The 20,095-nt window shown below is 71.7% G+C and carries 20 protein-coding genes; 14 read left to right on the top strand and 6 right to left on the bottom strand.

Translation table 11 applies throughout. The annotated features are described in order from the left end of the window. Window positions 1-27 precede the first annotated feature (27 nt). The 9 genes from P5G59_RS07510 (at window position 28) to P5G59_RS07550 (ending at window position 8,487) form a co-directional block, all read left to right on the top strand. Window positions 28-384 carry a sterol carrier family protein gene (locus tag P5G59_RS07510; RefSeq protein WP_301217524.1) on the top strand — a complete coding sequence of 119 codons (357 nt, stop codon included), beginning with the start codon at window positions 28-30 and terminating at the stop codon, window positions 382-384. Window positions 385-430: 46 nt separating this feature from the next. Next, window positions 431-847, top strand: coding sequence for a hypothetical protein (locus P5G59_RS07515; RefSeq protein WP_301217526.1), 417 nt, complete (start codon window positions 431-433; stop codon window positions 845-847). Between the two features lie 28 nt (window positions 848-875). Then, on the top strand, window positions 876-2,447 hold the full coding sequence (gene purF, locus P5G59_RS07520; protein WP_301217528.1) for an amidophosphoribosyltransferase: 1,572 nt from the start codon (window positions 876-878) through the stop codon (window positions 2,445-2,447). 22 nt (window positions 2,448-2,469) lie between these two features. Beyond that, a complete protein-coding gene (purM, locus tag P5G59_RS07525; RefSeq protein WP_301217529.1) occupies window positions 2,470-3,591 on the top strand; it encodes a phosphoribosylformylglycinamidine cyclo-ligase in 1,122 nt (373 codons plus the stop codon). Between the two features lie 78 nt (window positions 3,592-3,669). Then, complete coding sequence (locus tag P5G59_RS07530) at window positions 3,670-4,929, top strand: Calx-beta domain-containing protein (RefSeq protein ID WP_301217531.1); 1,260 nt, start codon at window positions 3,670-3,672, stop codon at window positions 4,927-4,929. 68 nt (window positions 4,930-4,997) lie between these two features. Next, on the top strand, window positions 4,998-5,921 hold the full coding sequence (locus P5G59_RS07535) for an ABC transporter ATP-binding protein (protein WP_301217533.1): 924 nt from the start codon (window positions 4,998-5,000) through the stop codon (window positions 5,919-5,921). Next, window positions 5,918-6,661, top strand: a complete 744-nt coding sequence (locus P5G59_RS07540; RefSeq protein ID WP_301217535.1) for an ABC transporter permease — start codon at window positions 5,918-5,920, stop codon at window positions 6,659-6,661. Before P5G59_RS07535 ends, P5G59_RS07540 begins: the two co-directional genes overlap by 4 nt. Window positions 6,662-6,712: 51 nt before the next feature. Next, window positions 6,713-7,876: a sensor histidine kinase gene (locus P5G59_RS07545; RefSeq protein ID WP_301217537.1), complete on the top strand. Its 1,164-nt coding sequence runs from the start codon at window positions 6,713-6,715 to the stop codon at window positions 7,874-7,876. Then, complete coding sequence (locus P5G59_RS07550) at window positions 7,873-8,487, top strand: response regulator transcription factor (protein WP_301217539.1); 615 nt, start codon at window positions 7,873-7,875, stop codon at window positions 8,485-8,487. Before P5G59_RS07545 ends, P5G59_RS07550 begins: the two co-directional genes overlap by 4 nt. 11 nt (window positions 8,488-8,498) lie before the next feature. Here the strand turns inward: P5G59_RS07550 and P5G59_RS07555 are convergent, their stop codons facing one another. Continuing rightward, window positions 8,499-8,732, bottom strand: coding sequence for a DUF3073 domain-containing protein (locus P5G59_RS07555; RefSeq protein ID WP_301217541.1), 234 nt, complete (start codon window positions 8,730-8,732; stop codon window positions 8,499-8,501). Window positions 8,733-8,875: 143 nt separating this feature from the next. Between P5G59_RS07555 and P5G59_RS07560 the strand changes: the two genes are divergently transcribed. The 3 genes from P5G59_RS07560 (at window position 8,876) to P5G59_RS07570 (ending at window position 11,790) form a co-directional block, all read left to right on the top strand. Then, on the top strand, window positions 8,876-9,949 hold the full coding sequence (locus P5G59_RS07560) for an NAD(P)-binding domain-containing protein (RefSeq protein WP_301217543.1): 1,074 nt from the start codon (window positions 8,876-8,878) through the stop codon (window positions 9,947-9,949). Between the two features lie 106 nt (window positions 9,950-10,055). Then, window positions 10,056-10,868, top strand: a complete 813-nt coding sequence (locus tag P5G59_RS07565; RefSeq protein WP_301217545.1) for a hypothetical protein — start codon at window positions 10,056-10,058, stop codon at window positions 10,866-10,868. A gap of 220 nt (window positions 10,869-11,088) precedes the next feature. Beyond that, complete coding sequence (locus P5G59_RS07570; protein ID WP_301217547.1) at window positions 11,089-11,790, top strand: L,D-transpeptidase; 702 nt, start codon at window positions 11,089-11,091, stop codon at window positions 11,788-11,790. 33 nt (window positions 11,791-11,823) lie between these two features. On the opposite strand, the gene P5G59_RS07575 is transcribed toward P5G59_RS07570, so the two are convergent. Genes P5G59_RS07575 through P5G59_RS07595 form a run of 5 tightly spaced genes read right to left on the bottom strand, consistent with a single transcriptional unit; the run spans window position 11,824 to window position 18,071 of the window. Beyond that, window positions 11,824-13,977: a glycogen debranching N-terminal domain-containing protein gene (locus P5G59_RS07575; protein WP_301217549.1), complete on the bottom strand. Its 2,154-nt coding sequence runs from the start codon at window positions 13,975-13,977 to the stop codon at window positions 11,824-11,826. Continuing rightward, complete coding sequence (locus P5G59_RS07580; RefSeq protein ID WP_301217550.1) at window positions 13,974-14,720, bottom strand: Type 1 glutamine amidotransferase-like domain-containing protein; 747 nt, start codon at window positions 14,718-14,720, stop codon at window positions 13,974-13,976. The genes P5G59_RS07575 and P5G59_RS07580 overlap by 4 nt, the downstream gene beginning before the upstream one ends. Next, window positions 14,717-15,634, bottom strand: a complete 918-nt coding sequence (locus P5G59_RS07585; RefSeq protein ID WP_301217552.1) for a carbohydrate ABC transporter permease — start codon at window positions 15,632-15,634, stop codon at window positions 14,717-14,719. The genes P5G59_RS07580 and P5G59_RS07585 overlap by 4 nt, the downstream gene beginning before the upstream one ends. Beyond that, the gene (locus P5G59_RS07590; RefSeq protein ID WP_301217554.1) at window positions 15,631-16,788 is read right to left on the bottom strand and encodes a carbohydrate ABC transporter permease; all 1,158 of its coding nucleotides are present in this window, start codon (window positions 16,786-16,788) and stop codon (window positions 15,631-15,633) included. The genes P5G59_RS07585 and P5G59_RS07590 overlap by 4 nt, the downstream gene beginning before the upstream one ends. 29 nt (window positions 16,789-16,817) lie before the next feature. After that, entirely contained in the window at window positions 16,818-18,071 is a 1,254-nt protein-coding gene (locus P5G59_RS07595) for a sugar ABC transporter substrate-binding protein (RefSeq protein ID WP_301217556.1), read from the bottom strand. Window positions 18,072-18,401: 330 nt separating this feature from the next. On the opposite strand from P5G59_RS07595, the gene P5G59_RS07600 reads away from it, so the two are divergent. Both P5G59_RS07600 and P5G59_RS07605 read left to right on the top strand, forming a co-directional pair. Then, a complete protein-coding gene (locus tag P5G59_RS07600) occupies window positions 18,402-19,448 on the top strand; it encodes a LacI family DNA-binding transcriptional regulator (RefSeq protein ID WP_301217558.1) in 1,047 nt (348 codons plus the stop codon). A gap of 50 nt (window positions 19,449-19,498) precedes the next feature. Next, window positions 19,499-20,080 (top strand): antibiotic biosynthesis monooxygenase, encoded by a 582-nt coding sequence (locus P5G59_RS07605; RefSeq protein WP_301217560.1) that lies wholly within the window; start codon window positions 19,499-19,501, stop codon window positions 20,078-20,080. Window positions 20,081-20,095 lie beyond the last annotated feature (15 nt).

Raw genomic sequence — 20,095 nt, forward strand, 5'->3', positions numbered from 1 at the left:
GAACTCGCGCGTGGAAGGATGGTCCACATGGCGAGAGCGAAGATCGCGGACGAGGTCGGGGGGCCCGCCGTGCGCGCCGCCGTCGCGGGCGGAGCCGACAGGAACACCACCGCGACCGCCGTGCGCTACCTCCTCCAGCTGCTGGCGGAGCGCGCCCCCGGCAACACCGTCGAGGTGCGCGTGCCGCCGTTCGGCGCCGTGCAGTGCATCCCCGGTCCCCGGCACACGCGCGGGACGCCGCCGAACGTCATCGAGACCGACGCCGCGACGTTCCTCGCCCTGGCGTCGGGTGCGCTGACATGGGACGAGGGGGTCGCCTCCGGGAGCATCCACGCGTCGGGCCAGCGCGCGTCGCTCGACGGGCTGGTGCCTCTGCGCTACTGACCCGCCGCCGGTCTGCCACTCAGGTTCGGTCTGGGAGAATAGAGGCATGAGCGACACTCCGGAACCGCCGCGCGCAGAAGAGGACGACCCGCGCGCGGAGGAGACGGTCACCCCCGCCGAGGTGCGGGTGCGGCGCTCTCCGCGCTACTTCCGCTTCATGATCACCGGGGCCGTCCTCTTCGCGATCGTGGCGCTCATCCTCACGTTCGCGTTCCCGGAGAACCCGACGTACGACCGCGGTTCGGTCTTCGGGTTCCTGCTGGCGATCGGCGTGGCCGTCGGCGTCGCGGTCGGCTCCGTGGTCGCGCTGCTGGTCGACCGGGCCACCGCCCGTCGAGCGCGCACCGTGCAGGCGGATAGAATCGACGTGCGCATCCCCGAGACCGCCGAGCCGCCCGCGCGGCAGGACGGCTCGCAGCCGGAGCCCGGCACCAGCACCACCCCGAGCGACACGCAGAGCTGAACATCCCGATTCCTGAAAGGGGTCCGCTGTGGCCGGAGGCGACGGTCTTCTCAGTCACGATCTTCTTCCCGGCGAGAAGGGGCCGCAGGACGCCTGCGGCGTCTTCGGCGTCTGGGCTCCGGGCGAGGAGGTCGCGAAGCTCAGCTACTTCGGCCTCTACGCCCTGCAGCACCGCGGGCAGGAGTCGGCCGGCATCGCGACGAGCGACGGCGACAAGATCCTCATCTACAAGGACATGGGCCTGGTCTCGCAGGTCTTCAACGAGAACGCGCTGAACTCGCTGCCCGGCCACATCGCCGTCGGCCACACGCGCTACTCGACGACCGGCGCCTCCAGCTGGCAGAACGCGCAGCCGACGCTCGGCTCGACCGCCAGCGGCACCGTCGCCCTCGGCCACAACGGCAACCTGACCAACACCGCCGAGCTGATGCAGCTGGTCCACGAGCGCTACCCGCAGCATGACGGCGAGCTCTCCCGCGGCAACACGACCGACACCGCGGTCGTCACGGCGCTCCTCACCGGCGACCTCGACCACACGCTCGAGTCGACCGCCCTGGAGGTGCTGCCCAAGCTGCGCGGCGCCTTCTGCCTCGTCTTCATGGACGAGCACACCCTGTACGCCGCGCGCGACCCGCAGGGCGTCCGCCCGCTGGTGCTCGGCCGCCTGGAGCGCGGCTGGGTGGTCGCATCCGAGACGGCCGCGCTCGACATCGTCGGCGCGAGCTTCGTGCGCGAGGTCGAGCCCGGCGAGCTGATCGCCATCGACGAGAACGGCCTGCGCTCGCAGCGCTTCGCCACCGAGAAGCGCGCCGGGTGCGTCTTCGAGTACGTCTACCTCGCCCGTCCGGACACCACCATCGCGGGACGCGGCGTGTACGAGGCCCGCGTCGAGATGGGCCGCCAGCTGGCGCGCGAGCACGAGGCCGAGGCCGACCTCGTCATCCCGACCCCCGAGTCGGGCACGCCGGCGGCGATCGGGTACGCGCAGGCGTCCGGCATCCCGTTCGGGCAGGGCCTGGTGAAGAACTCCTACGTCGGCCGTACGTTCATCCAGCCGTCGCAGACCATCCGCCAGCGCGGCATCAAGCTGAAGCTGAACCCGCTGAAGGAGGTCATCAAGGGCAAGCGCCTCGTGGTCGTCGACGACTCGATCGTCCGCGGCAACACGCAGCGCGCCCTGGTGTCCATGCTGCGGGAGGCCGGCGCCGCAGAGGTGCACGTGCGCATCTCGAGCCCGCCCATCACCTGGCCGTGCTTCTACGGCATCGACTTCGCCTCCCGCGCCGAGCTGATCGCGACCGGGCTGGGCGTCGAGGAGGTGCGCCAGTCGATCGGCGCCGACAGCCTCGGCTACCTCTCCGAGGACGGCATGATCGACGCGACCGAGCAGCCGCGCGAGCGCCTGTGCACAGCGTGCTTCACGGGCAAGTACCCGATCGAGCTGCCGGACGCGCACCACCTCGGCAAGAACCTGCTCGAGCGCCCGGTCGTGGCACCCACCGACGACGGCTCCGACGTCACGTCCGACGGCTGCGAGCCGGGCCCGGACGCCGAGTTCGAGCCGCTGCTCTCCTACGGCGACCCCGGCCGCCAGGAGTAGCCGCCCCCGATACGATGGAGCCGTGACCGACTCCACCGCTTCCTCCTCCGCCTCCTACGCCGCAGCCGGCGTCGACACCGCGGCCGGTGACCGCGCCGTCGAGCTGATGAAGGCCGCGGTCGGCCGCACGCACGGCCCGGAGGTCCTGGGCGGCGTCGGCGGGTTCGCCGGGCTGTTCGACGTGTCCTTCCTGCGCGACTTCCGCCGCCCGCTGCTCGCCACATCCACCGACGGCGTCGGCACCAAGGTCGCCATCGCGCAGGCGCTCGACAAGCACGACACCATCGGCCAGGACCTGGTGGGCATGGTCGTCGACGACATCGTCGTGGTGGGCGCCCGGCCGCTGTTCATGACCGACTACATCGCCTGCGGCAAGGTCGTCCCGGAGCGGATCGCAGCGATCGTCGAGGGCATCGCGCGGGCCTGCCAGCAGACCGGCACGGCGCTGGTCGGCGGCGAGACGGCGGAGCACCCCGGCCTCCTCGCGGCCGACGACTACGACGTCGCGGGAGCCGCGGTGGGCGCCGTCGAGGCGGATGCAGTGCTCGGCGCCGACCGCGTGAAGGACGGGGACGTCGTGCTCGCGCTCGCGTCGTCGGGCCTGCACTCGAACGGCTTCTCGCTGGTGCGCCACATCCTCGCCGCCCGCGGCATCGGCTTCACCGACCACTCCGACGACTTCGGCGGCGTCGTCGGCGAGGCGCTGCTAGAGCCGACCCGCCTCTACACCGCGCCCCTGCTGCGCGTGCTGCAGGAGCCGTCGCTCGCGGGCGCCGTCCACTCGCTCAGCCACGTGACCGGCGGCGGCATCGCGGCGAACCTCGCCCGCGTCCTGCCGGTCGGCTCCTGGGTCGAAGTGGACCGCTCGACGTGGTCGCCCACCCCGGTCTTCCGCATCCTGAGCGGCCTGGCCGGCACGAGCCTGGAGTCGAGCGAGGGCACCTGGAACCTCGGCATCGGGATGTTCGCGGTCGTCTCCCCGGAGGCGGCGGACGCCGTGGCCGCCGCGATCAGCGCCGACGGCATCCCGACCTGGCGCGCGGGAACCGTCTCGACCGCCGCACGCGACCTGACGGGCTTCGAGCAGGGGGCGAAGGGCGTCGACGGCGGCGCCGTCCGCCTCGTGGGGGCGTACGCCGCCTGACGCTCAGCGACCCACGGATTCGGCGCGTCACCCTTTCTGGGCGGGGCGGCGGGCGCCCGGCGTCGCTAGAGTGACGCTGTGAGCCGACCGCACGCCCGCCTCCGCCTGGCGTGCGCGCTCACCTTCGCGGGCATCGCGACGCTGCTCGGCGTCGCACCCGCGGCCGCAACGCCCGCGACACCGCCGGCCGGCACCCTGGTGCCGCTGGTCGACTGCGTTCAGGATGCGCCACTCGGCGCCGTCACCGCCCGCACCGTGGTGCTCGGGTACCGCTCCACCGCCTCCGCCCCCGTCGCCATCCCGGCCGGCTCGGGCGGCAACGACCTCACCTCCGGCGCCGCCGACCGCGGCCAGCCGACCTCGTTCGGGCCGGGGGAGCACCATGGCGTCTGGCTGCTGACCGTGGACGCCGCCGCCGAGCCCGACCTCGCCTGGCGCCTCGGCGACGGCGTCGCCGCCTTCGCGGGCGCGCCCGCCTGCACCGCGGCCACCTCCGTCACGCTGAGCGTTCCCGACCGCGTCTCCGCCGGCGGCACGGTGCCCGTCTGCGCGACGGTCGCCCGCATGCTGCTCGCCGCCCCGGACACCGGGACCGTCGCCTTCTCGCTGGACGGCGCCGCTCCGCTGACTGCGCCCGTGTCGCCGAGCGGCGTCGCACGCGCCGAGCTCCCCGTCGCCGCCGCAGGGGCGCACACCGTGACCGCGACCTACCAGCCGGCCCAGGGGTCGTCCCTGCTCGCATCGTCCGGCACCGCGGCCTTCACCGCCACAGCCGCGACGCCGAGCTCGCCGCTCGCGGTCGCCGCCGACTCGGTCGTCACCGGGAGCAGCAGCGTCCTGGTCACCGTCTCCCGGGCTGTGGCCCAGGGCACGGCCACGGTCGACGTGATGACGGCCGACGGCTCCGCCCGCGCGGGCGCGGACTACACCGCCGTCGCGACCACCCTGACTCTCGCCGACGGGCAGGCCTCGGCCACCGTGCGCGTGCCGTTGGGAGTCCGACCGGCCGGCTCGCCCGCGGCGACCTTCTTCGTGCTGCTCCAGCGTTCGTCCGCCGCCGTCGCGACGGCGTCCGCGACGGTCACGCTGCCCGCCGTGCCCGCGAACGGGCCGACCGCGGCCTCGGCCGCAACTTCCCGCGTCGGCGGCGGTGCAGACGGCCCGAGCGCGTCCTCCGCCCTGCCGGCCGGCGACCCGACCGCGACCGGCACGGGCACGCTCACGAACGCCGGGCAGGATCTCGCCTTCCTCCTCGGCGGCGTGCTGCTCACGGGCGGCGGCATCGCCGGCATCCTCGGCCTCGTGCGGGCGGCAGCGCTGCGCGGCCCGCGCCCGTGACAAACGTCACCCCCGGATCCTGACAACCGCTCTGCGCAGGCGCATCCTCCCGCCGCCACGCTGAAGAGGTGAACACGACACCCGCCATCCGCCTCACCGGCCTGCGCAAGACCTTCGGCGCGCTCACGGCCGTCGACGGCGTCGACCTGACCATCCGCCCGGGCGAGGTCGTCGCCCTGCTCGGGCCCAACGGCGCCGGCAAGTCCACCACCATCGACCTCGCCCTGGGCCTCGCACGGCCCACCTCCGGCGACGCGGAACTCTTCGGGGCCCCGCCGATCGCCGCGATCCGCGAGGGCCGCGTCGGCGCGATGCTGCAGGGCGGCGCGCTGCTGCCGTCCCTCACCGTGGCCGAGTCGGTCGCCCTGGTCGCGTCGGCGCACCGGCATCCGCTCACGGTCGCCGAGGCCCTGGAGCGCGCCCGCTGCACCGAGATCGCCCGCCAGCGGGTCTCGAAGCTCTCCGGCGGCCAGCTGCAGCGCGCCCGCTTCGCGGTCGCCGTCGTCTCCGACCCCGACCTGCTCTTCCTCGACGAGCCGACCGCCGCGATGGATGTGGAGGCGCGGCGCACGTTCTGGCAGTCGATGCGGGAGTTCACCGACGCCGGCCGTACCGTCGTCTTCGCCACGCACTACCTCGACGAGGCCGACGAGTACGCCGACCGGATCGTGATGATGGCCCGAGGGCGCATCGTCGCCGACGGCACCCCGGCCGAGGTGAAGGCGGTCGTCTCCGGCCGCCGCATCCGGGCCACGTCCGACTCCCCGGCGACGCCGTCGGCCCGCGCAGCGCTGCTCGAGCTCCCCGGCGTGCGCAGCGCGGAGCGGCACGGCGACCGGATCACCCTGGTCAGCGACGACTCCGACGCGACCCTGCGCGCGCTGCTGACCGCCCATCCAGACCTGCACGACATCGAACTGACCGCGCACACCATGGACGAGGCCTTCCTCGCCCTCACCGAGCAGCGCGACACCGAAGGAGCCCTCTCATGAGCATCGCCTACCTGGGGCGCGAGTCGCTCCGCCAGCTGAAGAACATGCGGTCCATGATCTTCACCCTCGCCGTCCCTCTCGTCATGCTGCTCGCGTTCGGCGGCACGTTCGGAGGGGCCGGTCAGGTGGATGCGGCCACGCGCCTGCCGTGGATCGTCGTCACCACCATCCAGGTCGCCGCGTACGGCGGCATGATGGCCGCACTGTCGCAGGCGTTCCAGATCGTCACCGAGCGCTCGATCGGCTGGAACCGTCAGCTGCGCATCACCCCGCTGAGCGGCACCGGCTACCTGGTTTCGAAGCTCGTCGCAGCCCTCGCGCTCGCGCTGTTCAGCATCCTGGTCATCGTCGCCGTCTCGATCGCGCTGTACCATCCGGACCTGTCGATGGGCAGCTGGGTGCTCGCCGGGCTCGGGATCTGGTGCGGCGTCATCCCGTTCGCGCTGCTCGGCATCCTGGTCGGCCAACTGGCCAAGCCGGAGTTCGCGCAGCCGCTGTTCATGGCGGTGTTCATGGGCATGGCGGTGCTGGGCGGACTGTGGGTCCCGCTGCAGCTCTTCCCGGCCTGGGTGGCGGATGTGGCGAAGGCGGTGCCGTCGTACTGGCTCAACCGGGTCGGGCAACTGGGCGCGCTGCAGAGCGGCGACGCGATCACCCCGGCGATCGTGCTGGCGGTGTGGACGCTCGCCCTCGGCGGCCTGATCGTGTGGCGGTACCGGCGCGACGCGGCCCGCGGCTGATCCGACCGCCCTGGCTGATCCGACGGTCCCGGCTGATCTAAGGTGGGCAACGTGTTCTCGAGCGAGGTGCAGGAGGTCCGGCCGGCCGGACCGCTCGCCCGCCTCGTCCATCCCTCGGCGTACCGCTGGTACCCCGGCGCGGCGATCGGCCTGCTCTACCAGGTGTCGGTGCTGGTCGGGCTGTGGACCTCCGACCTCCCGCTCACACAGAAGCTGCTCGCCACCGGACTGCTCGTCGTCGTGTACGTCGGCTTCCTGATCCTCCCGCCGCTGCTGTGGTGGGAGCGGGAGCGGACGCGGCTGATCGGCCTCGCCCTCTACTTCGCGCTCACCCTGCCGCTGTTCCCGCTGCTCGGCACGGTCGCGTGCTGGACCTGGGTCTACGTCGCATGCGTCGCCGGGATGGTCGTGGCGCGGACGGCGCTGGCGTTCGGGATCATCGGAGCACTGGGCGCACTGCAACTCGTCATCTTCACGGTCGGCGGCACGGTCGAGGACTACTGGTTCGTCGCGCTCGTCACGGTCTCCATCGGCGTGATGATGAGCGCGTTCGCCCGCCAGATCGACGCCCTGCGCCGGCTGAGGAACGCCCAGGGCGAGATCGCGCGGCTCGCCGTGGTCGAGGAGCGGGCGCGGTTCTCGCGCGACATGCACGACGTGCTCGGCCACTCGCTCACGGTGGTCACCGTGAAGTCGGAGCTGGCGCGCCGGCTCGTCCCCGTGGACCCGGCCCGCGCGACCGAGGAGATCGCCGACATCGAGCGGCTCAGCCGGTCCGCGCTCGCCGACCTGCGTGCGGCCGTGGCCGGCTACCGCGAGATGAGCCTGTCGACCGAGCTGGCGTCCGCGCAGGCGAGCCTCGCCGCGGCCGACATCGAGGCGCACCTCCCGCGCAACGGCGAGGAGGTCGATCCCGACCTGCGCGAGCTGTTCGGCTGGGTGCTGCGCGAGGGCGTGACCAACGTCATCCGCCACTCCGGCTCGCGGAACTGCTGGGTGACCGTCGGGCCGGACCGGCTCGACATCGAGGACGACGGGCGGGGGACGGGACTCCAGGGCACGCCTGCGCCGGTCGGGTCGTTGGTCGCCCCCGCGCAGACGCCGGGCTCCGGCCTCGCCGGCCTGCGGGCACGGGCAGCTCAGGCGGGCGCGAGCATCGCGGTCGAGCCGGGCCCGCGCGGCGGCACGCTGCTGACCGTTCGGAGGACCGCATGACCGCATCCATCCGCCTGCTGCTGGCCGACGACCAGGCACTGGTCCGCGGCGCCCTGGCGGCGCTGCTCGACCTGGAGCCGGACTTCGACGTGGTCGCGCAGGTCGGCCGCGGCGACGAGGTCGTGGAGGCCGCGCGCTCCTCCCGGGCCGACGTCGCGCTGCTCGACGTGGAGATGCCGGGCGCGGACGGCATCCAGGCCGCCGCGCAGCTGCGTTCGGCGCTGCCGGCCTGCCGGTCGCTCATCGTGACGACGTTCGGGCGGCCGGGCTACCTGCGGCGCGCGATGGAGGCGGGCGCGTCCGGCTTCGTGGTGAAGGACACCCCGTCCGGCCAACTGGCGGACGCCGTCCGCCGGGTGGCCTCGGGCTTACGCGTCGTCGACCCTGCGCTGGCCGCCGAGTCGCTCGCCTCCGGCGCCTCGCCGCTGACCGCTCGCGAGGCGGAGGTGCTCGCGGAGGCGGGCGGGGGAGGGACGATCGGCGACATCGCGCGCCGGATCCACCTCAGCGAGGGGACGGTGCGCAACCACCTGTCGAGCGCGATCGGGAAGACGGGCGCTCGCAACCGTTCGGACGCCGTCGCGATCGCGACGCGGCAGGGCTGGCTCTGAGCGGCGGAGCGCTAGGCGCGCTTCGGCGTGCCCGTCTCCTCGTCTTCGTCCGCGTAGTCGTACTCGTCGTCGGACTCGTTCGCGTCCTCCGGCTCGTAGTCGGCCCACTTCGCGTACTGGTCGTCTTCATCATGGGAGTGAGAGGTCAGCTCACGCTCGAGCGCGTCGTAGTTCACGTTCGGACTGAACGACTTCAACTGACGAGCGATCTTCGTGTGCTTTGCCTTTTGACGGCCGCGCCCCATGCGTGACCCCCTTTTGGTCCCAGCCCGGGTAGGAAAGGCTTCCCGGGGATCGAATAGAAACAGTGAAAACTAGCATGGAGTTTAGCATGCTGACTTCCACCGCCCCCGAGTTCGCGCACAGCGAGGAGTGATGGGATGAGCGCGTGACCACGACGAGGACCGAGACCCAGGTGGTGGTGATCGGTGCGGGCCAGGCGGGCCTCGCCGTCGCGTATTACCTGCGCCGGTTCGAGCTCACTCCGGGCGTCGATTTCATCGTCTACGACCGCGGTCCGATCACCGGCGGGGCGTGGCAGCACCGGTGGGATGCGCTCAAGCTGGGCAGCGCCCACCACGTGAACGATCTTCCGGGGATGTCCGAGCTCGGTCTCAGCTTCGACACGGCCGACCGGTCACTGCCCGCACGGGACATCGTCGCAGGCTACTACCGCCGCTACGAGGAGCATTTCGGGCTGCAGGTGCAGCGTCCGGTGACGGTGGAGCACGTCTTCGACCGCGGTGCGGACCTGATCGTCCAACACAGCGCGGGCGAGACCGCCACCCGGGTGGTGGTGAACGCCTCCGGAACCTGGGGTTCGCCGTTCGTCCCGTACTACCCCGGCGTCAACACATTCGCCGGGCGGCATGTGCACACGTCGACCTACGTTTCCGCCCAGGAGTTCGAGGGCCAGTCGGTCGTCGTGGTCGGCGGCGGGACGAGCGCGATCGGCTTCCTCCTGGAACTCGAGGGCGTCGCCGCGTCCCTCACCTGGGCCACCAGACGGCCGGTGGACTTCCGTGACGAGTCGGAGCTGACGATCGAGGGCGGTGTCGCCGCGGTCGCGATGCAGGATGCCGCGGCACGTGCCGGGGAGGCCCTCCCGTCGATCGTCAGCGGCACCGGCGTGCCGCGCACGCGCCGCATCGCTGCGGGCATCGAGCGGGGCCTCCTGGTGGAGCGGCCGATGTTCACCCGCGTCGAGGAGCACGGCGTCCGCTGGCCGGACGGGTCGTTCACGCAAGCAGACGCGATCATCTGGGCGACCGGGTTCCGGCCCGAGCTGCGCCACCTCGCGCCGCTCAAGCTGCGCGAGAAGGCCGGCGGCCTGACCGTTGCCTCCGGGGCGTCCTGGCAGGACTCCCGCATATTCCTCGCCGGGTATGGCCCGCAGGCGTCGACGATCGGCGCCAACCGCGCCGGGCGGATCATCGCCCGGCAGATCATGGCGCAACTCTGACACGGGACGCGCTCGGGCGCAGTTCGATCGTTCCTTGACGCAAATTATCTTCCTCGCATAGTGTTGCTTCGCCCTGCTCGGGCGCCTGCGCTCGAAGGGGGAGAATATGGTTGGTTCCGCACGCTCGCGGTGGGCCATCGTCACAGCTGTCGCAGCTCTGGTCACGGGGGGCCTCTTCGTCGCCGCCCCGGCGCAGGCGGCCACGGCCTCGATCGGAGTGACCGTCCCGATCGTCTACGCGGACGGCTGGTCCGGCGGACTGGATGTGATCGGCGACGGGTTCGCTCCGAGCTCCACGGCGACGGTCTCGCTGGACTGGGTACGGGACAGCGATGGCAGCAAGGTCCACCTCGCGGACACCACCACTCCGGTCAGCGCGACCGGAATCGTCTCGTTGACCGGCTGGGTGCCTACGCAGGCTCCGGGGATCTGGGTCGACTACACGCTCACCCTATCGGCCACGAGCGACGCGGGAGACACCTCGAACGCGGTCCCGCTCGATGTCCGCAACCCACCCGGAATCGAGACCAACGCACCGAGTCTCACGACGGCCCAGTTCATGGATCCGTCCATCGGCCTCATCGTGCAGGCCAGCGGTTTCACGCCCGGCGAGATCGTCGCCTTCTCGGCCGTCTACAACGGAGCGAATCTGCCTGCACCGAGCTCCATCATCGCGGACAAGTACGGCTCCGTGTCGTGGCAGTACGTGCGCACCGGCAGCACCGCCGCCGGCAGCGTCGTCATCAGCGCGGTCGGCGCGAACTCGCGCTGGAACACCACGGTCCCCATCACGGGGCCGACGATCGGAGCCTCCGGCACCGGCGGGTCTGGCGGCGCCGGCTCGGGCGCTCCGGCAGCCTCGGACCCGGGTGCTCCGGTTCAGGCGACGCCGCGGGCCCTCCCCGTCGTCAGCGGGTGACCGGACGCGTCCGGTGAAGGCGCGCGCTGTTGCCGCCGTCGTCGCATCGCTCGTCCTGATCGGGGGAGCCGGCGTGCTCGCCGTCGCGCTCTCGGGCCCGTCGTCGTCCACGGCAGTACCCGTCCGACCGCTTGCGAGCGCGCCGAGCAGGCCTCCGGCCGTTCCGACTCCGTCTCACACGCCGGTCGCCCCCGCCCCGCCGGCTGTGACGGCGGACCAGATGTCGCGCCTCCCGGCCGCCGACTATCGCGCGGTGATTCCGGGACTCATCGCCGAACCGTCGAGCGCCCCCTGGTCGTCGGTCTTCCAGTTGCAGGCGGACGCCCCGCTCTTCGGGTCCGACCGTGCTGTACCGGTCGCCCGATTCGAGGCGCGCGACTTCCTGGGCGAGCCGTCGGTCGTTGTGCGCGTCGCGGTCGACGGGCCGTGGTCACTGGTTCTCGTCCCCAGCAGGCAAGTGCTTCCCTCGCAGTCGAGTGCGACTCACCCGGCACCGGCGCAGAGCGCGGGCTGGCTTCCCACCAGTGCTCTGACCCCACGCGGAGCCGTGAAGAACCGCATCGTGATCTCGGTGTCCGCTCAGTCGCTGACGATCACGGACGCCGCCGGGCGACCGGAACAGACCTTCTCGGTGGGGGTCGGCGCGGCGGGCACGCCCACGCCGATCGGGGTGACGGGGTATCTCGAGGCACAGTATCTGGATCCGGCGCAGGGCCAGAGCGTCCACCGCATCCAGCTCACCTCCCTGCACGCTACGGCCGCGGACGAGCCATACGGCGGTGCGGACGGCGGGCTCATCGGCATCCACTATGAGGCGGTGTCCTCGGGTGCCGTCTCCCACGGCTGCGTCCGTCTCGGGGCGCAGGCGATCGCGGCCGTCGACGCTCTGGCACTCGGGACGCCGATCGTCATCGCCGCGTAGCCGCGCCGCGTGGACCGGGGCGCGGAGGACGCGTCAGACGGTCACCCTGCGGGGTACGCCTCCGAATCGCAGGCCCTCCACGTGGATGCTGCCGGCGTCCGGATCCGGGTCCACCTCCAGGCGCCCGGCCGGGGCGTCGGCGCGGAGGCCGAGGCGGGCCGAGAGCACGGCGACGGCGGCCGCAGCCGACCAGGCCTGCGGGCGGCAGGCCGCGGGGTAGGGGATGGGCGAGACGGTCTGCGCCGTGCTGTCGCCGGAGTGCAGCTCGGGCATCCGGTAGCCGAAGCCCAGCGCGGCGGCGAGCAGGCCGTCGGCCAGCTGCCCGGCCTCGGCGCGGAAGCCCTCGGCCGCAAGGCCCGAGATCGCGATGGCGGTATCGTGCGCCCAGACGCTGCCGCCGTGGTAGCTGAGCGGCCAGTAGCCGGCGGAGTCCGTCGACATCGTGCGGAGCCCGTAGCCCGACGACAGTTCGGGCGAGACCAGGCGGCGGGCCACCAGGGCGGACTCCTCGGGGTCGAGGATGCCGGTGCCGAGGAGGTGGCCGATGTTGCTCGTCACGGTGTCGACCTTGCGCTTCGCGGCGTCGAGTGCGACCGCGGGGTAGGCGCCCGCCGGGTCGTCGATCCAGAAGGCTGAGGCGAAGCGGGCCTTGAGGTCTGCGGCCCACGCCCGCCACTCGTTCGCGCCCTCGCGCCCGAACGCGTCGAGCAGCTCGGCGCCGCCGACGGCGGCCTCGTAGGCGTAGCCCTGCACCTCGCACAGCGCGATCGGGCCGTCCGCGAGGGTGCCGTCGCGCCACTGGATGGAATCGCCGGAGTCCTTCCAGCCCTGGTTGGCGAGGCCGTGGCCGGTGGTGTCGATGTACTCCAGGAAGCCGTCGCCGTCACTGTCGCCGACGTCGCGCATCCACGCCAGGGCCGCCTCCAGGTGGGGGAGCAGCGGCTCGACCTCGTCGCGCGGCATGCCCCACTTCCAGGCGTCGTGCAGCAGGCACACCCACAGAGCGGTGGCGTCGACCGTGCCGTAGTAGAGCGGAGGAAGCTCGACGCCCTCACCGGGGATCGTGAGCGCCGCAGGCCGCAGCTCGTGCATGATCTTGCCGGGCTGCTCCGCCGTCTCTGCGACGGTCTTCGTGCCCTGGTAGTGCGCGAGCACCCGCAGGGTCGAGGCGGCGATCTCGTGGCCGAGTGGCAGCAGCATCCGCGCCGCCCACAGCGAGTCGCGGCCGAACAGGGTGAAGAACCACGGGGCGCCCGCGGCGAGGAAGGTGTCGTCCGGACGCTCGACGGTCGACATCCGGAGCGCCTGGAGGTCGGCGACGGCACGGCCGAGCCAGGACTGCATCCGGGAGTCGCCGGTAGTCGCCCGGAACGCGCTCCACTCGGCCGACGGCTCGGCGCCCGAGACGACCGCCGTCGGGTCATCGACGTCGATGCGCCAGGCCAGCTCCGCCGATCCGTTCGCGGGCGCCTCGACGTTCCACCGCAGTGACACGCGGTCGCCGTCGACGGTCGCGGTCGCGCCCTCCGCGACGATGCGGGCCTCCACCCGTCCGCTGCGCAGCACGGCGGTCGCACCGCCCGCACCGGCCTCCACCGTCACGGGATGCTCGCTCCCGGACAGGCCGGCCTTGATGCTCTGCATCGGGCTGAAGTCGGCGCCGAGCACCACCTCCACGGTCGTGGCGACGGCCGTGCGGAGGGCGTTGCGCAGCACGATCCGCTCGGTCAGCGAGCCGGCCTGCACGCTCCGGGTGCGCTCGACGCGGACGCGGGGGTCCGCCGTCGCGTCGTCCAGCCCGCGGGCGAGGCTGGTGAAGACGCTCGTCGCCGCATCCGGCCCGGCCGTGGCGATGTGCTCCGGCACCTCGTCGCCGACCGTCAGCAGCACGCGGTCGAGGACGCGCAGGTCGGAGTGGTAGAAGCCGTGGATGCCGTGCCCGTCGATCCTCCCGTCGGGCGCGGACCAGGCCTGGGAGGGGGCGGTCAGCACGACGACGCTGTCGTGGAGGAGCGGCTGGAGGGGCTGGGTCATCGTGGAGGTCGTGCCTTCGTGTCGGTCCGGCGTCGCGGGAGCGTCGCCGGGGAGGTGCGGATCGGTGGTGCGGATGCCGGGCTCGCCGCTGGGCGGGGCGGTCGGCGCGGCGGTCGGCGGGGACGAGGTGTGTGGGGTCTCCGTTCTGCTCATGCCGCTTCCCCGCCGGTGTCGAGGAGGCGCGGTTCGAGGCGTGTCTCGCTGACGCCCCCGTCGCCGCGGACGACCCGCCACGCGGAGACTCCGGGCCGTTCGGCGACGATGTCGTCGAGCCGCGTGCCGCGATAGACCAGGCCGACGCCCTCGTCGAGTGCGTAGCCCTCGGGAAGGACGCCCTCGGCGACCGCGCGCTGGTGCGCCGGGCGCCTGGCCGGGTCGGAGTCGTAGTGGACGGCGAGCGACCCCGGCACGAAGCCGAGGCCGTCGGCGACGGCGGAGATGTCCGGGCCGAACGAGGCCGTGGTGCCGCCCTCGTGCCAGCACAGCGCCCCGGCGGAGCCTCCCGCGAGCACGACGCCCGCGCGCCAGGCTTCGGCCAGCAGTGCGTCGAGACCGTGAGCGCGCCAGACGGCGAGCAGGTTCACGACGCTGCCGCCGCTCACCCAGATGACGTCCTGCCGGAGCAGGTGCTCGCGCACGTCCTCGATGTTGCGGCGCGGGAAGAACCGGAGGTGCGTCGCTTCGACGCCCGCCGCGCGGGCCGCTTCGAGCTCGGCGCCCTCGATGTGGCGCTGATCGCCCCCTGCGGTGTTGATGTGGGTGACGCGCGGCGCGCGCCCCTCGACCCGCGCCAGCGTGATCGCGTGGTGGAGCAGGGGCCCGTAGACCGAGTCGGTCCAGGTGCCCGCGTTCAGGCCGCCGCAGGTCGCGAGGATGGTCGGCTCTGCGGCGGTCACTCCTTCACCGCCCCGTCGCTCGAGTTCATGATCCGTCGCTGGAAGACGAAGAAGAGGACCGCGACCGGGATCGTCATGATGGCCGCGGCCGCCAGCTTCAGCGGGTACTGGCTGCCCTGGCTCAGCTGCCCGCTCGCCAGGCCGGCGACGCCCTTCGTCAGCGTGGTCAGTGCCGGGTTCTGCGTCGACACGATGAAGTGCGCGAGCTCGTTCCACGACCCTTGGAAGGACAAGATGATGATGGTGATGAGAGCGGGCCGCGCCATCGGCAGCACGATCGACCAGAACACGCGGAAGGTGCCTGCCCCGTCGATGCGGGCCTGCTCCTCCACGCTGGCGGGGATCGACTCGAAGAAGCCCTTCATGATGAAGACCCCGGCCGCGTCGGTGAGCAGCGGCACGATCATGCCCGTGTACGAGTCGTAGATGCCCAGCTGGTTGATGACGAGGAACTTCGGGATGAGCAGCACGACCAGCGGCACCGACATGACGGCGACGAGGGCGGCGAACACCACGCCGCGGCCGCGGAAGCGCAGTCGCGCCAGCGCGTAGCCGGCGAGCGAGTCGAAGAACACCCGGCCGAGGGTGACGACGATCGTGACGATGGCCGAGTTGGCGAACCACACCGGGAAATCGGAGTTGAGGAAGAGCCGTTCGTACGCGGCCGTCGTGAACGTCTGGGGGATGAGGGCGACCGGGTTCGCGGTGGCCTCGGCGTCGGTCTTGAACGAGGTGGCGAGCTGGATGAGGAACGGCATGATGTAGACGACCGCCAGCACCACGAGGATCGCGTAGGTGACGGAGGTCGCGGCGATCGCCCCTCGGGAGCGATGGCGCCGTCTCGCCGGCCGCGGTGGAGCGGTGCGGGGGGACGCGGAGACGTTCTGCTCGCGCTGCACGGCGGTCGAGCTCATCGAAGCGCTCCTTTGCTGTCGGAGTCGTCCTTCTGGGCCGGGACGCTGCTCGGCGCGCCGCCCGCGGCGGTGCCGGCCGCGAGAGCCGGCTGGTAGAGCCGCATGCGTCGCTTGGACACCGGCCGCTCCCGCAGCACCCAGCGCTGGAAGAGCGTGAACACGACGATGATGACGAAGAGGATGAACGCGATCGCCGCGCCCTGACCCCACTCCTGGTTCATGAAGGAGGTCTGGTAGCTGAGGAAGGCGGGCGTCAGGGTCGTCTTGCCCGGCGCTCCCTGCGTTCCGGTGTAGATCTGGTCGAACACCTGCCAGCAGCCGATCAGGCCGAGTGTCAGCACGGTGAACAGGGTCGGCCGCAGCTGCGGGAGGGTGATGCGCCAGAAGCGCTGCCAGCCGTTCGCGCCGTCCATCATCGCGGCCTCGGTCACGTCGCCGCCGAGGTTCTGCAGGGCGGCGAGGAACAGCAGCATGAACGTTCCGCTCGTCGTGAAGACGGCCATGATGATGTAGGCCGTCATGGCGACGGACGGGCCGCCCAGCCAGTCCCACCAGGAGACGCCGAGCGCGGTGTTCTGGGTGAGCGCGGCCGGGCCCTGGGTCACGCCGAAGGCGGCGAGCAGGTCGTGGATGATGCCGCTCGGGTCGTTGAACCAGTTCGGACCGTTGATGCCCACCCACGAGAGCACCTTGTTGACGGCGCCGCTCGTGCTGAACAGGAACAGCCACAGCACGGTGATGGCGACGGAGCTCGTCACCGACGGGAAGTAGAACGCCGTGCGGAAGAAGCCGCGACCGCGCAGCACCGCACGGTTGACGAGCACCGCAAGGCCGAGCGACACGGCCGTCTGGATGGGGACGACGAGCACCACGTACCAGGCGTTGTTCTTCAGCGACATGCCGAAGTCCTGCTCCGCGAGTCCGCCGCCGGCGAGCAGCGTGGTGTAGTTGTCGAAGCCGACGAAGTGGACGTCGGAGGAGAAGGGGCTGCCCCGGCCGCCCCAGTCGGAGAAGCTCACCCACAGCGCCATCAGCACCGGGATCACGAGGAACACCCCGAGCAGCAGGATGACCGGGGCGGTGAACAACCACCCCGAGGCGGTCTCGCCGCGCCGGATTCCGGTGCGACGAGACCGACTCGTGGTTGCAGACATGGCTGGTCCTTACTCTTCCGCTGCGCCGCTTACTTGAGGAGCGCTTCGAGGTTCTTCTGCGTGGTGTCGAGGATGCTCTTCGGGTCGCCCGTCGCGAGCGACTCGAGCTTGCTGTTGAGGTCGGTCACCACGTCGGCGGAACCCTTGGCGGTCGGAACGCCCTTCGCGTAGTCGGCGGCGTTCAGGAACGGCACCAGGTCGGGGTTGTCCGACTTCCACTCGTCGGCGGCCGACTTGATCGACGGCATCGGGCCGAACGCCTTCGAGAAGGCGAGCTGGTCGTCCTTGCTCGTCAGCTTCTCGACGAGCTTGAGCGCGGCGGCCTGGTTGGGGCTGTCGGCCGCGATGCCCCAGCAGTTGGTGAACTGGAGGGTGCCCTGGCCGGCCGGGCCCTTGGGGAGCTCGGCGATCTTGTACTTGATGTTCGGGAAGTCGGACTTGAGGGCACCCGTGATCCAGTTGCCCTCGATGGTCATGGCCGCGAGACCCTTGCCGAACGCCTCGCCGCCCCAGCCGGCGCCGAGGTCCTTCGCGTACTTGAGCTCGCCGCCGTTCAGCATCTTCTTGACGAAGTCGAGCGCCTGCACGTTGGCGTCGCTGTTGGCGGTGGCCTTGGTGCTGTCGTCGTTCATCAGGTTGCCGCCGGCCTGGACCATGAAGGAGCCGATGCGGGCGTACTCACCGGAGATGCCGAGGCCGACCTGGCTGCCGGTGGTGAGCTTCTTGGAGACGGACTCGAGCTGATCCCAGGTCGTCGGGATGTCGGCGTCGGTCAGCCCCGCGGCCTTCCAGGCGTCGGTGTTGATGACGAGCTGGAGCGTGGAGAAGTCCTTCGGCGCGCAGTAGAACTTGCCGTCGTAGGTGAACGACTTGACCAGGCTCGGGTAGAAGTCGCTCTTGTTGCTCAGCTGGTCGCCGTAGGCGAGGAGCGAGCCGTTGGAGGCGTAGCCGGCGAGCGCGTCGGTCGAGAGGTAGAAGACGTCGGCCGGCTTCTTGGCGGCGAAGCCCTGGGCGAGCTGCTCGTTGAGCTTGCTCGCCGCGATGACAGACGCCTTGGTGCCGGAGCTCTTGGACCAGTCGGAGACCGCGGACTTGACCGCCGCCGTCTCGGCGTCGCCCGAGGAGCCGATCATGACCGTCAGGGCCTTGTCGGACGAGGTCAGCTTGCCGGTGTCGCCGCCGCTGCTGCCGCCGCCGAAGCCGGAACCGCAGGCGGTCAGGGTGAGGGCCGCCGCGGCGGCGACGGCGCCGCCCGCGAGCCAGCGATGTGTGATCTTGCGCATTCGTGTCTCCTTGGTGTGAGTGTGCCCGCTGCGTGGGGCGCACGCGTGAAGGGCCGGCGAGAATGTGGAGAACTCGTCCGGCGGTGCGGCTGTGAGCACCTGAGCGGCGCGCGGGGTCGAGGCGGGGGTGCTCCGCAGCGATGCGCGCATCCGACCTCCTCTGGTCCGGCCTTCTCGTGGCTCCTCTCCGAAGGTTTGAACGATCAAATCGGCACCTGCTACGGTGACTTTGAACGATCAAACCGGGATGCTTGCCACACTAACCATGCGCTTCCGGAGGTGTCAAGCAGACCAGTAGGGTCGAATCCGGCGAGCGAGGAAGGAGCGGAGATGGGAGCCCAGCCCACGGTGAGCGACGTCGCCGACGTCGCGGGCGTCTCGCGCCAGACGGTCTCCAACGTCCTCAACGCTCCCGAGCTGGTGCGCCCGGAGACGCGGGAACGCGTCCAGGCCGCCATCCACTCGCTCGGCTACCGCCCCCACGCCTCCGCGCGCCGGCTGCGCACGCAGCGGAGCTCGACGATCGGGATCCGGCTCGACCCGATCACCCAGGACGGCATCTCCGGCAGCATCCTCGACCGCTTCCTCCACGCCCTGACCGAGCAGGCCGACCGGCAGGGCCTCCGAGTGCTGCTGTTCACCGCGGCCGGTCCGGAGGACGAGATCGAGCAGTTCCGCCGTCTCTCCGACGGGGCCGACGTCGACGCCTTCGTGCTCACCTCCACGTTCCACGGCGACCCGCGCACGGAGTGGCTGATCGAGAACGGCCGGTCGTTCGTGACCTTCGGCCGGCCCTGGGGCATCGACGACATGACGGACCCCGAGCACCTTTGGGTGGATGTGGACGGCCGCTCAGGCCTGCGCGACGCCACCCGCCATCTGCTGTCGACGGCGGGCAGCCGTATCGGCTTCCTCGGCTGGCCCAGCGGGTCCGGGACCGGCGACGACCGCCGCACCGGATGGCTGGAGGCCATGCGCGAGGGCAGCGGCCTCTCCGACGACGAGCTCGCGGCGCTCGAGGTCGCGTCGGAGGACACGGTGACCCTCGGCGCCGACGCGGTGCGGCGGCTGCAGGCTGCGGCGGGTCCGCTCGACGGCCTGGTCTGCACCTCCGACTCGCTCGCCCTCGGCGCGCTCACCGCGACCGCCGGCCGGCTCCCGGTCGTCGGCTACGACGACACCCCGGTGGCCGCGTCCCTCGGCTTCTCCAGCGTCGCGCAGTCGCTCGACGAGGTCGCGGCCGGTGTGCTGGAGCTGCTGACCGGCGAGCAGGGCGGGCGGGTGCGGCCGCCTGGCGACGTGCCGGACACCCGCCACCGGCTGATCACGCCGCGCCTGGTGGTGCGCGAGGGACCGCCGCTCATCGGCTCCCGCTGATCGCGCACTCCCGAAATCCGCATGTAACGCGCCGCGGCGACAATGGAGGCATGTCTCCACAAGAGCCTCTGCTGGACGCGTCACGAGCGCGTCGCCTCCCGGTCACCGTGTCCATCACCCGTCGTGTCGACGGCAGCCGCCTGGCGGAGGTGACCCGCTGGGTGCAGTCGGGCGTCAACCTCGCCAACACGTACGAGGGCTTCCTCGGATCGGGCTGGGTGCGCGCCCACGCCGACTCCGACGAGTGGCACATGCTGTACCGCTTCGCCGACGCGGACACCCTGGAGGCCTGGGAGGTGTCGGACGACCGCGCGGACTGGCTGTACGAGGGGCGCGAGCTGGTGGAGGTGTCCCGGGTGGAGCGCCGCACCGGCATCGAGGGCTGGTTCGACGAGCCGCAGCCCGGCGTGCCGGCCGCGCCGCCGCGCTGGAAGCAGGCGGTGACGATCTGGCTCGGCTTCTTCCCGCTGTCGCTGGCCTTCGCGTACCTGGCGTCGACCTTCGTGCCCGGGTGGCACACGCTCTGGCCGCTCGCAACCGTGCTTCTCACGACGCTCTGCCTCACTCCGGTCATGACCTACGTGCTGCTGCCGTTCGTCACCCGCCTGCTGCAGCCCTGGCTGCGCCGCTGATCGCTCGGGGTTCCC

Source organism: Leifsonia virtsii, assembly GCF_030433675.1.
GTDB classification, from domain to species: domain Bacteria; phylum Actinomycetota; class Actinomycetes; order Actinomycetales; family Microbacteriaceae; genus Leifsonia; species Leifsonia virtsii.